This is a genomic window from Massilia paldalensis, from assembly GCF_044901715.1.
Taxonomy (GTDB): Bacteria; Pseudomonadota; Gammaproteobacteria; order Burkholderiales; family Burkholderiaceae_D; genus Telluria; species Telluria paldalensis.
On record NZ_JBJCIU010000001.1, the window covers coordinates 1,489,629 to 1,504,680 of the forward strand.

The 15,052-nt window shown below is 70.1% G+C and carries 11 protein-coding genes; 8 read left to right on the plus strand and 3 right to left on the minus strand.

What is annotated here, in order from left to right:
* Positions 1-53: 53 nt before the first annotated feature.
* Together ACI1V7_RS06560 and ACI1V7_RS06565 are read right to left on the minus strand one after the other, a co-directional pair.
* A complete protein-coding gene (locus tag ACI1V7_RS06560; RefSeq protein ID WP_404530938.1) occupies positions 54-1,784 on the minus strand; it encodes a glycoside hydrolase family 9 protein in 1,731 nt (576 codons plus the stop codon).
* A gap of 99 nt (positions 1,785-1,883) precedes the next feature.
* Positions 1,884-2,804: an alpha/beta hydrolase family protein gene (locus tag ACI1V7_RS06565; protein ID WP_404530939.1), complete on the minus strand. Its 921-nt coding sequence runs from the start codon at positions 2,802-2,804 to the stop codon at positions 1,884-1,886.
* Positions 2,805-2,934: 130 nt separating this feature from the next.
* Between ACI1V7_RS06565 and ACI1V7_RS06570 the strand changes: the two genes are divergently transcribed.
* The 6 genes from ACI1V7_RS06570 to ACI1V7_RS06595 all read left to right on the plus strand — a co-directional run bounded on the left by ACI1V7_RS06570 (position 2,935) and on the right by ACI1V7_RS06595 (position 8,226).
* Positions 2,935-3,882 (plus strand): polysaccharide deacetylase family protein, encoded by a 948-nt coding sequence (locus ACI1V7_RS06570; protein WP_404530940.1) that lies wholly within the window; start codon positions 2,935-2,937, stop codon positions 3,880-3,882.
* 193 nt (positions 3,883-4,075) lie between these two features.
* On the plus strand, positions 4,076-4,951 hold the full coding sequence (locus ACI1V7_RS06575; RefSeq protein WP_404530942.1) for a TauD/TfdA dioxygenase family protein: 876 nt from the start codon (positions 4,076-4,078) through the stop codon (positions 4,949-4,951).
* Between the two features lie 70 nt (positions 4,952-5,021).
* The gene (locus tag ACI1V7_RS06580) at positions 5,022-5,993 is read left to right on the plus strand and encodes an ABC transporter substrate-binding protein (RefSeq protein WP_404531552.1); all 972 of its coding nucleotides are present in this window, start codon (positions 5,022-5,024) and stop codon (positions 5,991-5,993) included.
* 28 nt (positions 5,994-6,021) lie between these two features.
* On the plus strand, positions 6,022-6,861 hold the full coding sequence (locus ACI1V7_RS06585) for an ABC transporter ATP-binding protein (protein WP_404530944.1): 840 nt from the start codon (positions 6,022-6,024) through the stop codon (positions 6,859-6,861).
* Complete coding sequence (locus ACI1V7_RS06590) at positions 6,858-7,739, plus strand: ABC transporter permease (RefSeq protein ID WP_404530945.1); 882 nt, start codon at positions 6,858-6,860, stop codon at positions 7,737-7,739. Before ACI1V7_RS06585 ends, ACI1V7_RS06590 begins: the two co-directional genes overlap by 4 nt.
* Positions 7,740-7,884: 145 nt before the next feature.
* Entirely contained in the window at positions 7,885-8,226 is a 342-nt protein-coding gene (locus ACI1V7_RS06595; RefSeq protein ID WP_404530946.1) for a DUF5710 domain-containing protein, read from the plus strand.
* Between the two features lie 39 nt (positions 8,227-8,265).
* Here ACI1V7_RS06595 and ACI1V7_RS06600 read toward each other — a convergent pair whose 3' ends face one another.
* Complete coding sequence (locus ACI1V7_RS06600; protein WP_404530948.1) at positions 8,266-9,591, minus strand: amidohydrolase; 1,326 nt, start codon at positions 9,589-9,591, stop codon at positions 8,266-8,268.
* Positions 9,592-9,893: 302 nt separating this feature from the next.
* Between ACI1V7_RS06600 and ACI1V7_RS06605 the strand changes: the two genes are divergently transcribed.
* Positions 9,894-13,046 carry a bifunctional diguanylate cyclase/phosphodiesterase gene (locus ACI1V7_RS06605; protein ID WP_404530949.1) on the plus strand — a complete coding sequence of 1,051 codons (3,153 nt, stop codon included), beginning with the start codon at positions 9,894-9,896 and terminating at the stop codon, positions 13,044-13,046.
* A 35-nt stretch (positions 13,047-13,081) separates the two neighbouring features.
* Positions 13,082-15,031, plus strand: coding sequence for a diguanylate cyclase (locus tag ACI1V7_RS06610; RefSeq protein ID WP_404530950.1), 1,950 nt, complete (start codon positions 13,082-13,084; stop codon positions 15,029-15,031).
* Positions 15,032-15,052: the final 21 nt, after the last annotated feature.

The window sequence follows — 15,052 nt, forward strand, 5'->3', positions numbered from 1 at the left end:
GGGTCCCTACCTCCGCAGGGACGACGATTTCTTGGTGAACGTTGTTCTTTCGGTCAGCGCTCCAGCACCTGCAAGGCCGCCGCCACGTACACGAGCGGCGCATTCCAGTTGATCGCCACCTCGTTGCTCGCATAGCTGCACGCGTCGTCAAGCCACGACAGCGCCGGCTGTTTCGCGCCGTACGCGGCCTTGCAATCCTTCGCGTCCTGTTGGCCCGGGTTCGGACCGCCCACCAGCCAGCCCGGCACCGGAGCAGCGACGCCGTCCGCCACGGACGGGCGATGGTGGGGATGCATGGCGGATCGCGTGCCGAAGCCCGTCACGTACGAGACCCCCAGCGGATTGCGGCCCAGCGTGTAGTCGAGCGCGGACTGGGCCGCGTCCAGGTAGTCGCGCTTGCCCGTGATGCGGTAGGCCTGCACCAGCATCATCCCCTGGTTCAGCACGACGGCATTGCTGCCCCAGGTGAAGTCCTTGTCGGCCATCGCCAGGCGGTAGGGCGATGCCTGCCAGCGCGCCAGCAGCGTGTCGGCGGCCGCCACGATGCGGGACCGCGCCGCCGCCGCTTCGTCGGGCAGCCGTCCCTGCTGGCCGGCGAGCGTGATCCAGCCCAGGGCGCGCACGTCGCCCCAGTCGGGTTCCGTCTTGCGGGCGTCGCCGGAAGCCTGTGCCGGATTCCGGTACGCGGCCTTGCCGGTGGCGGCCAGCAGTTCGGCCGCGGCCCAGGCGAATTCGTCGTCCAGCTTGTCGTCGCCGTACTCTCCCGTCCTGACGTCGGCCGGCTGGCGGTAGCGCACGGCAGGGTGCGCCAGGGCCCAGCGCCATGCGCTTTCCGCCTGCGCGAGCCAGCGCTGCGAACGGCCCGGCGCCTGGGCGTCGAAGCGCGCCAGCACGCGGCTGGCTGCGGCCAGCGTGGCGGCGAAATCGAGGGCCGCTGCCGTCGTCTTCTGCACCACGTAGCGCGGCGCCGTCGCCTTGTCCGGCATGACCATGCCGTCGAACGACAGGTTCGTCAGCTTGTGGTACACGCCGCCGTCCTCGGGGTCCTGCATGGTGGCCATCCAGTCCAGGTTCCACAGCGTCTCGTTGACGAGGTCCGGCAGGCCGTTGCCGCTTTCGGGCAGGTTGACGGCAAGCCCGTCGAACCAAGCGGGAAAGTGCTCGTAGGCGGCCAGCAGCGTGTAGGTACTGATGCCGGAATTGACCACGTACTTGTTGTAGTCGCCGGCGTCGTACCAGCCCTTGGGACTGGCGATGACGGTGCCCGCGGGTCGCGTGACGGAGGCGGCGGAGGCATGCACGCGCACCTGGTCGTCCGGATGGCCCGCCGGGCGGGCCCAGGCGCCGGCCACGCGCGCATCCAGCGCGATGCCGGCACGGTTATGCGTGTAGGCGCGGATGGCGCCGGCGTCGAGCAGCCGGTAGGCGTCCGGCGCTATGGGGAAGGGCGTGGACTCCTGCAGGCCGGCCACGGCGATGCGGTAAGTGCCGCCCGCGCGCAGGGCCGACAGATCGGCCACGCGCACGGCCTGGCCGGAAGCATTCCACGTCGCCGCCTTGCCCAGCGGTCCCTCGAATACCACCTTGCCGCCGGCATCCTTGACCTGGAAGCGGTCGGCCGCCGTCGCCGGCACCAGCGCCAGTTTGCGGGCGCCGGGCAGGAAACCCAGCTGGTTGACCTGGATGATGTCGGCTGCCTGGACTGCCTGGGTGGCCGCGAGCAGCAGCGCGCAGGCGGCGAGCAGGCGCGGGCGGGTAGTAAGCATGCGGGTCATGCGGGTCATGCGGTCTCCGGTCATCGTCTTGTTGGAATGGGTGTCACTCGTCCACGGACGATACCGACGGCGTGCGGCATGGTCAACCGTCGCACGCCAGGCGGTCCCTCAGCGCCCCTTCGCAGGCCTGGCGCGCGCATCGAGCCAGCGCACGGTCGCGGCGGCCAGCGCGATGCGGTGGTCGGCAAACGCGTGGTCCGACGGCAGCGTGATCGACTGCAGCTGGGCGCCTGGCCTGGCCTTGACGGCCGCCACCACGGGGACGAGGCCCGGCGCCAGGCCGCGCTGGGCGCCGATCACGAGCAGGGGCTTGCGCGCCAGGCCGTCGGCGAAGCCCGCCAGGTCCCAGTCGTCCGCATGCGCCTCGACTTCGCGCATCAGGGCGGCGGCATCGGTGCCGGCGAGGCTGGTGCCGAAATCCTCGCCCATGGCGGCGATGCGGTCCTGGCGCGTTTCCGGATGCGCGCGCACTTCCTTGCCCGAGGCGCCGATGTTCCACGGATCCAGCAGGATGGCGCCGGCGACGTCGTCGTGGGTGGCGGCGTAGCGCGCGGCGAAGAAGCCGCCCATGCTGTGGCCGGCGACGACGAGGCGCCCGGTGTCGATCCGGAAGCGCCGCACGTTCTCGTCCTGCTTCAGGAAGGCCATCGCCGCATCGACGTCGGCGCCCGCGCCGGCCAGCGAGAAGCGCCCGGCCGACCCCCAGCTGCCGCGGTAGTGCATTGTCAACACGTTCCAGCCGGCGCGGCGTGCGGCTTGCGCCAGGTCCAGGTTCTGCTCGTTGCCGGGCAGGCCGTGCAGCAGCAGCATGGTGGGCTTCGGGCCGCCGCCGGCTGCCAGCAGGAACAGGGCGTTCATGCCACTGCCCTGGTTCAGGATCAGCACCTGGCGGTTCGACGCGGGGTAGGTCGCGTCGAAGGCGGGATCGGCGACCACGGCGCGCGGGGTGGCGGGCGACGCGGCCGGCGCGGCGTGGACGACCAGGGAAACGGATGCCGTCAGGACGGCGAGGGCGAGGAGCTGGCGCATGCGGGAAGGTCCGGTCGGTTGGCGATGCGTCCATGATACGGCCATTCGTGCCCGCTCATCCAGTGTGCCGATTGCATGATCGGCATGGTTCGGGGAATAATCGAGGCATCCGATCACGGGAGACCGACGCTTGAAACCAACCCTTCGTTTGCTTGCGCTGCTGTGCGGCGCGCTGTTCGCCGCGGGACCTTCGGCCGCCGCCGACGCTGCGGCCGACACTGCCGCCGACCGCTTCGACGTCGCCGTCACCGTCGACGACCTGCCCGTGCACGGCCCGCTGCCGCGCGGCCTGACCCGCGCCGGCATCGCCCGGTCCTATATCGAGACGCTGAAGCGCCATGGCGTGCCCGAGGCCTATGGCTTCGTCAACGGCAAGGGACTGCGCGAGCATCCCGACAGCTCGGAGGTGCTGGTGCGCTGGCGTCAGGCCGGCTACCCGCTGGGCAACCACACGTTCAGCCACCTGGGCCTGTCCCAGGCGCCGTCGCTGCAGGCCTGGCTGGACGACGCGGCTGCCAACGAAGCGCTGCTGGGCGAGCGCATGGGCGAGGACGACTGGCACTGGCTGCGCTATCCCTTCCTCGACGCGGGCGGCAAGGGCGAGCGCCACGACCAGGCGCTCGCGCGCCTGAAGGCGCAAGGCTATCGGGTGGCCGACGTCGCCCTCGGCTTCGACGACTGGGCCTATACGGACGCCTACGCGCGCTGCCTGGACAAGGGCGACGAGGCGGCCATCGCGCGGATGAAGGAGGGCTACCTGGCGCGCATCGACGCGCAGATCGCCCGCAACAAGGCGCTGTCCGAGCGCCTGTACGGACGCGTGGTGCCGCAGGTGCTGCTGACCCACCTGGGCGCCTGGAGCGCGGCGACGCTGCCGACCGTGCTGGACCGGCTCGACGCGGCCGGCGCGCGCTACGTGACGCTGGCCCAGGCCCAGGCGGATGCGGCCTACCGCGACGACAGCCCCGGCGCCGGCAACGGCGCGCTCATGGAGCGCAAGGCACAGGAGCGGCGCACCGACCTGGACGGCGTGCCCACCGTCCCTCCCGTCGGCGACTTCGGGCAGCTCTGCCGCTGAGACGCCGTCTTCATCAGACAGTTTGATGATATCGATATAACCCCGGGGCCGCAGCAGGGGGCCGCATGCCCCCTGCATGCCCCGCGATCGACCGCCATCGCGGAATTTCGCATGTCGATCCTCGAAAACCTTCGTTGTCGGCCTGGCCACGCCTGACTACTCTGGGCGCTCCAAGACTCATCCGCGAGCACCCATGTCCGCCGTACTGAACACCCGCCAGCAGTTCGCCATCCGGCCCTTCGATGCGCCGCTGGGCGCCGAGGTCCTCGGCCTCGACCTGTCGCTGCCCATCGACGACGCCGATTTCGCACGCCTGCACCGCGCCCACCTCGTGCACCACGTGCTGGTGTTCCGCGAGCAGCACATCACGCCCGCGCAGCAGGTCGCGTTCAGCCGCCGCTTCGGTCCCCTGCAGATCCACGTGCTGCGCCAGTTCCAGCTGCCGAACCAGCCGGAAGTGCTGGTCGTGTCAAACATCCGCGAGAACGGCCAGCCGATCGGCCTGGGCGATGCGGGCCACTTCTGGCATTCCGACCTGTCGTACAAGGAAAAGCCGAGCCTGGGCTCGATGCTGCATGCCCAGGAATTGCCGCGCGACGGCGGCGACACGCTGTTTGCCAACCAGCACACGGCCTGGGACCGCCTGCCGGGCCACCTGAAGCGCGCCGTGGAACACGCGCAGGCCGAGCACAGCTACCTGTGCCGCTATGCCGACCTGCAGAAGAAAAATCCATGGCGGCCGAACCTGACGCAGGCGCAGATCGACGAAGTGAAGCCCGTCGTGCACCCGGTCGTGCGCACGCATCCGGAGACGGGCCGCCGCGCGCTGTTCGTGAGCGAGCACTTCACGACCCGCATCGTCGGCCTGCCCGAAGACGAGAGCCGCGACCTGCTCGACCAGCTGTTCGACCACAGCACGCGGCCCGAACACATCTACCGCCACCAGTGGCAGCCGCAGGACATGGTGTTCTGGGACAACCGCTCGCTGATGCATCTGGCGGCCGGCTGCCCGGACGACCAGCGCCGCAAGCTGTACCGCACGACGATCGAAGGCGACGCGCCTTTCTGACACCGAAACGACAAGGATACCAATGCGTGTGATTTTCAAGAAGCTGGGCGCCACCGCGGCACTGGCCGCCATGTTCGCCGCCGCGTTTGCCCCGGCCTCGGCGCGGGCCGAGGGCCAGCTGCGCATCGCGCAGCAGTTCGGCGTCGTGTACTTGCTGCTGAACGTGGCCCAGGACCAGAAGCTGATCGAGAAGCACGGCCAGAAGCAGGGCGTGCCCATCAAGGTGGAGTGGATCCAGCTTTCGGGCGGCAACGCCGTCAACGACGCGCTGCTGTCCGGCGCCATCGACGTGGCCGGCGCCGGTGTCGGTCCGCTACTGACGATCTGGGACCGCACGAAAGGGCGCCAGAACGTCAAGGGCGTGGCGTCGCTCGGCAACTTCCCGTACTACCTCGTCTCGACGAACCCGAACGTCAAGACGATCGCCGACTTCACGGACAAGGACCGCATCGCGCTGCCCGCCGTTACCGTTTCCGTGCAGGCGCGCATCCTGCAGATGGCGGCGGCCAGGCAGTGGGGCGCCGGGGAATTCGCGAAGCTGGACCGGCTGACGCAGGCGGTACCCCATCCGGACGCCGCCGCCGCGATCATCAAGGGCGGCACCGAGATCAATGGCCACTTCGCCACGCCGCCGTACCAGGACCAGGAACTGGCCGGCAACCCGGCCGCCCACATCGTGCTGAATTCCTATGACGTGCAGGGCGGCCCCAGCTCGTCGACAGTGCTGTACGCCACCGAGAAGTACGTCAAGGACAATCCGAAGACCTACCGTGCCTTCGTGGACGCCCTGGACGAGGCCGCGAAGCTGGTGACCGCGAACCCGGCCCTGGCCGCCGACGCCTACCTGCGCGTGACGAAGGCGAAGATCGACCGCGCCTTACTGCTGAAAGTGATCAGCGACCCGAAGAACCAGTTCAAGGTCGCGCCGCAGAACACGCTGGGCCTGGCGCAGTTCATGGGCCAGGCCGGGGCGATCCGCAACAAGCCGGCGAGCTGGCGCGACTATTTCTTCGCGCACCCGGCGCTCGCCTCCGGCAGTTGAACCGAAGGTGCAAGGACAGGAGGCTTCCATGACCGTCTTACCGTTCCAGGTGGTGCAGAACGAACCGCTGCTGCGCGCGCGCGGCGTCACCATCGACTACCCTTCCGACAAGGGCACCGTGCGCGCCACCCACGAGGTCAGTTTCGACGTCTGGCGCGGCGACCGCTTCGTGCTGCTCGGACCCTCCGGCTGCGGCAAGTCGACGCTGCTCAAGGCCGTCGGCGGCTTCATCGCGCCGCGCGCGGGCAGCCTGGCGCTGGACGGCCGACCCATCGCGGGGCCGGGGCCGGACCGTATCGTCGTGTTCCAGGAATTCGACCAGCTGCCGCCGTGGAAGACCGTCCGCCAGAACGTCATGTTTCCGCTGCTGGCCAACAAGGTGCCGAAACGGGAGGCCGAGGCGCGCGCGCTGCACTGGATCGGCAAGGTGGGCCTGGCCCGCTTCGCCGACGCCTATCCGCACACGCTGTCGGGAGGCATGAAGGCGCGCGTGGCCATCGCCCGCGCGCTGGCGATGCAGCCCGAGATCCTGCTGATGGACGAGCCGTTCGCGGCGCTTGACGCGCTGACGCGCCGGCGCATGCAGGAAGAGCTGCAGGCCCTGTGGGAAGAAGCCCGCTTCACGATGCTGTTCGTGACCCACTCGATCGAGGAGGCGCTGGTGGTCGGCAACCGCATCCTGCTGCTGTCGCCGCATCCGGGGCGCGTGCGCGCCGAGATCAACAGCCACCAGTTCGGCCTGCACAGCGCCGGCGGCACCGAATTCCAGGCCGCGGCCGCGCGCATCCACCGGCTGCTGTTCGGCGCGGATGGCGAACCTGGCCTGCCCGGCGCAGGACCGGGAGCGACGCTGGCGGTGCAGTCATGAGCGCGCAATGGGATCCGCCGATCCGTCCCGAGATCGAATTGCCGGCGGCGGCGCTGGCCTTCACGGCCGCCCCGGACGCCGTCCAGCCGTTCACGGCGGCGCAGCGGCTCGGCCAGTCCGGCTGGTTGCGCAAGGCCGTGCTGCTGCTGGTGCTTGCCGTCGTGTGGGAGCTGGCGGCGCGCTGGACCGACAACGACCTGCTGCTGCCCGGCGCGCTGCAGACGGCGCGCGCCTTCGTGGAGGGGCTCGTCTCGGGCGAATTGCCGCGCTACGTCGGGGTGTCGCTGTGGGTGCTGGTGCAGGGTTACCTGGCCGGGGTCGCCACCGCCTTCGTCCTGACGTCGCTGGCGATCTCCACCCGCGTCGGGCGCGACCTGCTGGAGACGCTGACCGCGATGTTCAACCCGCTACCGGCCATCGCGCTGCTGCCGCTGGCGCTGCTGTGGTTCGGCCTGGGCAAGGGCAGCCTCGTCTTCGTGCTGATGCATTCCGTGACCTGGCCGCTGGCGCTGTCCACGTACGCGGGCTTCCGGGCCGTGCCCGAGACGCTGCGCATGGCCGGCCGCAACTACGGCTTCAAGGGCGTGCGCATGGTCACGCAGATCCTGGTGCCGGCGGCGTTGCCGGCGATCCTGTCGGGACTCAAGATCGGCTGGGCCTTCGCCTGGCGCACGCTGATCGCGGCCGAACTCGTGTTCGGCGCCACGTCCGGCAAGGGCGGGCTCGGGTGGTACATCTTCCAGAGCCGTAACGAATTGTTTACCGACCGCGTGTTCGCGGGCCTGGCCGCCGTGATCCTGATCGGCCTGCTGTTCGAGAACATCGTGTTCCAGTACGTCGAGCGCCTGACCGTGCGCCGCTGGGGCATGCAACGCTAGGGGCTTGCTTTTCAAGGGGGTTGTGCCTGGTCCCGGTCGCCGCAAGGCGCCCGGGACCTTTTTTTTCGGCGGCCGGGCGCGATTGCGCATCCGATGCGGATGGGTTAGGATCGGTGCCCCCAGCAATCCCGCCGCGCCGCCACCGATGACCTTCCTGAACGTCCCCTACGCCGAAAAAGACGAAGCCCGCGCCCTGGGCGCACGCTGGAACCCCGGCCGCAAGCGCTGGTACGTGCCGGCCGGCGTCGCGCTCGAGCCGTTCGAGAAGTGGCTGGCCAAGGACGGCGCCCCGGCCGGCGCGGGCGCAGGCCGCAAGGATAGCGCCGCGGCCAAGCTGGCCGTCGGGACCAACTACGTGGAACTGGCGCACGACTGCAATCCCTTCGAGCCCTGCGCCACCTGCGCGGCGGAACTGGCCGGCACGCCGTGGACGGCGGCGCGCGCCAGCCTGCTGGACATGGTCGCGGGCCTCAAGCGGGGCCGCTGAACCGGCTCACTTCCGGCTCACTTCCGGCTCATTTCCGGTTCACTTGCGCACGACGTTCAGCACGGCCAGGCTCATGGCCTGGGCCGCCGTCTTGATCGACGGTTCCGGCACCGGCGCATAGAACGGCGAATGGTTGAAGGCGAGGGGCTTGCCGCCCGGCGCCTCCGCGGCCGCCACGTCCTTCGGGTCGTACACGCCCGTGAAGAAGAACATCGACGGAATCCCCTGGTCGGCGTAGGCGGAAAAATCCTCGCTGGCCGTCATGGCGGGCATGCGCTTCGCGTTCTCGGCGCCGAACGCGTCGCGGAACACGGCTTCCGTCCGCCGCACCAGCTCCGCATCGTTGACGATCGCCTTGCCGCCGCTGACCAGCTCCACGTCGGGCGCGGGCGCGCCGGCCATCAGGGCGGACGCCTCGGCCACGCGGCGCACGCCGGCCAGCAGCTTGTCGCGCACCTGGGGGCTGTACGAGCGGATGGTGCCGCGCACCTGCACGCTGTCCGGGATGATGTTGCCGACCGTGCCGCCCTGGATCGCGCCGATCGTGACCACGCCGAATTCCTTCGGATCCTTTTCCCGGCTGACGACCGTCTGCACGTCGACGACGAAGCGCGCCGCGATGGCGATGGGATCGATGGCCTTGTCCGGCGCCGAGCCATGGCCGCCGCGGCCCTTGAACACGATCTCGATCGCATCCGAGTTCGACGACACCGGACCGGCCTCGAAGCCGACCTTCCCGTAAGCCAGCGGCCAGGAATGCAGCGCGAACGCATAGTCCGGCTTGGGGAAGCGCGTCAGCAGCCCGTCATCGAGCATGGCGCGCGCGCCGGACACGGTTTCCTCGGCCGGCTGCGCGATGAACACCAGCGTGCCTTGCCACTGCCCCTTCAATTCGACGAGCGTGCGCGCGGCGCCCAGCCAGCTGGCCATGTGGACGTCGTGGCCGCAGCTGTGCGTGGCATAGGTCTCGCGCCCGCCGGACTGGACCCGCGCGCGGCTCGCATACGGCAAGCCCGTCTTTTCCTCCATGGGAAGGCCGTCGAGTTCCGTGCGCACCAGCACGGTCGGCCCGGCGCCGTTGCGCAGCACCGCCACCACGCCCGTCCTGCCCACTTTTTCCGTGACCGTGAAGCCCAGCTTGCGCATCTCGCCGGCCAGCTTGCCGGCCGTGCGGATTTCCTGGAACGAGATCTCGGGATGCGCGTGCAAGTCCTTGTAGACGCCGTCCAGCCAGGGGTACATGCCGTCGACGCGTGCGGCAACCTGCTGCTTGAGCGGGGCGGCGCCGGCAGGGGACTGGGCGTTCGCCTGCGTGCCCGACGCGAGGCCCGCGGACAGGAGGAGGGCGGTGAGACGGCGGATCATGGACAAGGCAGTTCTCCAGTGCTATGGCAAGTTTGGCAAGACTAACATGCAGTGTTAGGGATGTCAGCTGGGGTGCATCGCTACCGAATACCAGTTGAAACGATAAAAACGATACTGAACATCATCAAATACGAAAACCTGCATGTGTTTTGCCGGATACAAAATGATGAAAACGAGGATTCCGCAATAATTCCAGTAGGAAACTCAGTAAAAACGGTGCTATAGTCGAGTCACGGGCCGACCAAGCCTGGCGTGCCTCCCCGGTGCTCTGGGCACCGCTACTTCGCGACAGGCAAACATCGATGATATTCAGTCTTGCAGACCAGCACCATCCCGCCACGGCAGCCATGGATACGGCACGGCGCCGCGCGGCGGGCCAGCCGGCCGCCGTGTACCAGTGGTTCGTCGATGCGGACGGCCGCCGGGGCCTGCTGTACCTGTCGGAGCGATGGGAACAGATGACGGGCGTCAGCGCCGCAGCGATCCGTGCCGACTGGACCGTCATGCCGGTGCATCCGGATGACAGGGCTGCCTGGGCCGCGTCGATCGAGGAAGCCGTGGCCACCGGCGCCGACTGGCGTCATAGCTGCCGCCTGCTGCGCAGGGATGGCCGCATCGTGTGGGTACGCATGCGCACCACGCGCACCGTCGCCTCGCCCACCCGTGTCGTCTATACGGGGCTGATGACGGACATCACGGCCGAGCGCGAAGAGGCGGACCGGCGCTGCGCGGAGGCGCGCCGCTTGCGCCAGCTGCTCGACCAGGCCCATGATGCCTTCGTGGAGGTCGATGCGCGCGGGCGCATCACCGGTTGGGGCGCCCAGGCCGAGACGATGTTCGGCTGGACTCGCGCGCAGGCGCTGGCCCAGGACTTCTCGGCGTTGCTGGCGCCGCGGACGCCCGGTTCCGGCGGCATAACGGGCATCGAGCGCTTCCTCGACGTGGACGGTGGCGTCTCGGATTGCCCGACACAGCTTGCCATGCTCGCCAGCGACGGCGCCGAATGCGAGGTCGAATTGTGGGTCGGTCCCATCCACCGCCCGGAAGGCACGGGCTTCGCGCTGTTCCTGCGCGATATCTCGGCGCGCAAGTCGATCGAGCGGCGCATGCATTTCGAGGCGACGCACGATCTGCTCACGGGCCTGCCGAACGGCTACGCGTTCGTGAGCGAGCTCGAACGCCGGATCGCCGCCGCGGGAGTGGAGGGACCGTACGGCGGCGTGGCGGTGCTGCACGTCGGACTGGCGGACGCGGGCAGGGACGAGGCGCAGTTGCGGGCAACCGCGGCAAGTATCTCGGCCGTCCTGGGCCCCGCCGGCTATGCGGCACGTCTCGACGGCGAGTTGGTGGCCCTGGTCGACGGTGGCGATGGCAACGCTGCCCGGCAGGCCGGACGCGCGGCGGCGGGACGCATCCTGGCCGAACTGGCGGCGTCCGCGCCGGGCCTGGACGCGCGAGCCCCGGCCGGCATCGGCATCGCCGTGCACCGCCACGGCATGTGCGGCGCAGACTTGCTGGCGCAAGCCGGCATGGCCTTGCAGGAGGCAATGCGCACCGAGAACGGCGGTGTCGTCGTGTACCAGGCGCAGGCGGTGGCATCCAGCATGTCGTGCGCGCACGTTGCACCGCTACCGCCCGACGAGCCGGAACGCCTGCGCGTGCTGCGCGCGACGGGCTTGCTGGACAGCGAGCCGGACGAACTGTTCGACCGCATCACCCGCATCGCCTGCGCCAGCCTGGCCGCGCCCATCGCCCTCGTCTCGTTCCTGGACGACGGACGCCAGTGGTTCAAGGCGCGCTGCGGCCTGGAAGGGCGGGAAATTTCGCGCGACATCTCGTTCTGTGCCTACGCGATCCTTGGCGACGAGCCGTTCGTGGTCGCCGACGCGAGCGCCGATCCGCGCTTCGCCACGAATCCGCTGGTCTCCGGCACGCCCGGCATCCGCTTCTATGCGGGGATGCCCATCTGCGCCAACGGCCGGCGCATCGGGACGCTGTGCGTGATCGACACGGTGCCGCGCGTGCCCACGTTCCAGGAACTCGACCTGCTGTGCCAGCTGGCGCGCGCCGTCGAGGAGCTGGTCGCCTTGCGCGAGGCGGCCCTGTCGACCTTGAACCGGCTGAACGCGCACGGTGCGCGGACGGAGCACCGGCAGCGCGGCGCTCGCCTGGCCGGCGACCCGCTGACGGGCCTGCCCAACCGCCAGGCCGTGGAACAGGCGATCGGTCGCCATGCCGGCGCCGAGGCCGATGAGGGCGGGAACGCGGCCGCCAGCGCCTTGCTGGTGGCGATCGACATCGATGCGCTCGGCGCCATCAACGAACAGGACGGCCATGCCTGCGGCGACGCCGTGCTGGTCGAGATCACCGACCGCCTGCGCGGTCATGCCGGTGCAGACGATGTCGTGGCCCGGGCCGGGGGCAGCACCTTCCTGTTGTGGCTCCGTCCCGGCGCGGAAGGCTGCTGCGCGCGCCTGCACACGCTGCAGCAGGTGCTCAACGAACCGGTGCAGGTCGGCGTGCAGGCCATCCACGGCAGCGTGACGCTGGGCTGGAGCGTCTTCGGACGCGACGGCACGGATGCCGAGTCGTTGTTGTGCAAGGCGCAGGCAGCACTGCGCCACGCCAAGACCCAGGGGCACGGGATGGCGCGCGAATTCGAGGCGAGCCAGTGGCAGCCGCAGCGCCGCAACCTGGAACATGATCTGCGCGGGGCGCTGGCACGTTCCGAGCTCACGCTGGTGTACCAGCCGAAGGTGGACCTGCTCAGCGGCCGCGTCGCCGGCTTCGAGGCGCTGCTGCGCTGGCACCACCCGTGCTACGGACCCGTGTCGCCGGCCGAGTTCATTCCTGTGGCCGAGGAAAGCGGCTTGATCATCCCGATCGGCGCCTGGGTGCTCGACCAGGCCTGCGCGCAGCTGCGCGCCTGGCGCGACGCGGGCCATCCGGACCTGACGATGGCGGTCAACCTGTCGGCGCGCCAGTTCCTGGACGAGGACGTCGCGGCGCGCGTCGTGGCCACGCTCGCGCGCCACGGCCTGCCGCGCGGCGCGCTGGAACTGGAGCTGACGGAGTCCACATCGATGCAGGACGTGCAGCGCAGCGTCACCGTGATGAACCGGCTGAAGGAAGCGGGCGTCGTGCTGAGCATCGACGATTTCGGCACGGGGTACTCGAGTCTCGCGTATCTCAAGAGGCTGCCGATCGACAAGGTCAAGATCGACCGCGCGTTCGTGTCCGATCTCGGCCAGAGCGCCGAATCGCGCGCCATCGTGCAGGCGATCGTGACGGCGGCACGCTGCCTGGGGCTGGGCGTGGTGGCGGAAGGCATCGAACAGCCGGAGCAGGCGCGCCTGCTGCTGGAAGACGGCTGCCACGAGATGCAGGGGTTCTGGTTCGGGCGCCCGCTCGACCCCGCGGCCTGCGTGCTCGACGCCACGCTCAAGCTCGATTAGCAACGCCGTCTGCCAACCGACGAAGGGACACGGACATGAAGCGGTTCAACGAAGCACGCACCCCCCGAAGCCTGCGCCTGTGCGCGGCCGCCCTCGTCGCGGCGGCGATCGCGCTGGCCGGCAACGGCCATGCCGCGCCGGCGGCGTCCGAGCCGGAAGGCGGCTACGAAGCCGGCTCCCCGTACGCGCACCGCATCGCCTACCTGAAGCAGCTGCGCCAGGCCAAGGCCGACGTGGGCGACAACGCGGCGGCAGCCGATGCCGCCACGCAGATCGAGCGTCTGGCCAGCGCGGAGGGCGACGAGGCGAATGCCGCCTACGGGGCGCTGGCGCGCATCGCGAGCATGGCGGACTCGCAGCCGGCGGCGGCGCTCACCGCGCTCAATGCGCTCGACAGCCGCGAAGCGATGCTGAGCGCGCCCGAGTTCACGGCATCGCTGCAGCAGGCCTACGGCGACATCTACCTGGCACTGGGCCAGTACGACTTCGCGCTCAGCCACTACCTGCGCGCACTCGACATGGCGATGCGCCGGCCCGGCCTGGCGGGCCCGACGCCCAACGCCCTGCGGCTGGCGATCGCCAAGCTGAAGGTCTATACCCGATCGCCCGAGCAGGTGCTGGCCGCGCTGCACGCCATCGTGCCCGCCGGCGGCACGCTGTCGCCGGGGCGGCAGGTGCGCAAGCATGTCATCGAAGGCATCGCCGAAGGCATGCTCGGGCATGCCGGACGCAGCCTCCAGGCCTATGAACACGGGCTGGCGATCGCGCGCGCCAACGGCCTGACGATGCTGGAAGCGAGCGCGCTGGCGAACATGGCCGACGGTTACCTGCTGCAGAAGCGCTGGCAGGACGCCGAGCGCAGCGCCCGCGCCGGTTTCGCGGCCGCGCAGCGCGCCGGCAACGTGCCCATCGCCCGCATGGCGAAAGTCAACCTGGGCATCGCGCTGGTCGGCCAGGGGAGGCTGGCGGACGGCATGGTCCAGATCGACGAGGCCGCGACCGCGATGCGCGCGGACTCGTCCTGGCCTGACCTGGTCAACACCCTCGAGGAAAAGAGCCGCCTGCTGCAGGAGGCGGGCGATTACCGCCAGGCCCTGGCGGCACTGCGGGAACGCCAGGACATCGGCGACCGCCTCAGCGCCGCCGAGCGGGCCAATGCCGTGACGGTGCTGCAGGAGCAGTTCGACGTGCAGCGCCGCGCCGCGGAGAACGATGCGCTGCGGCGCGAGAATGCGACCAAGGACACGGAATTGCGCAAGCGCCGCCTGTGGCAGATCGTCGCATCGGCCGGCGCCGCCGCGGCGCTGCTGCTGTGCGCCGTGGCATGCGTGCTGTATCGCCGTTCGGCGCGCGGCGCGCGGCGCCTGCAGGTGCTCAACGAGGAACTGGCCTTCCACTCGACGCATGACACGCTGACGGGCCTGTTGAACCGCCGCTCCTTCCGCGACGCCATGACGGCGCGCGCCCGGGCCGGCACCCGGGCCGACCAGTGCTTCGTCCTGCTCGACATCGACCATTTCAAGTCGATCAACGACCGCCACGGCCACGCCGCCGGCGATGCCGTGCTGGTCGAAGTGGCGCGGCGGCTGCAGGCGGCCGTCGGCACGCGCGGCTCGGTGCTGCGCTGGGGCGGCGAGGAGTTCCTCGTGCACCTCGACGGCATGGCGCCGTCGCGGCACGCGGGCGTCGTGCGCGAACTGCTCGACGCGGTGGCGGCGTGTCCCGTCGTGGCCGCGGAGGACGCGGTGGCGCACGTCACCATCAGCGCCGGCGCTCTGTCGATGCCGGCGGACGGCGCCGCGTTGCTCGACTGGCAGCAGGCCCTCGTGTTCGCGGACCACGCGCTGTACCGTGCGAAGGACGCGGGACGGCACTGCGGCTTCCTCGTCGACGGGCGGCTGGCGGCGGCCGGCATCACCAGCGTGCGCCTGGAGCACGTGACGCCGACGCGCGCCGAGGCTGCCGCGCTGCTCAACGCGGCATGAGGGGGCCTGGACGCGGCCTCG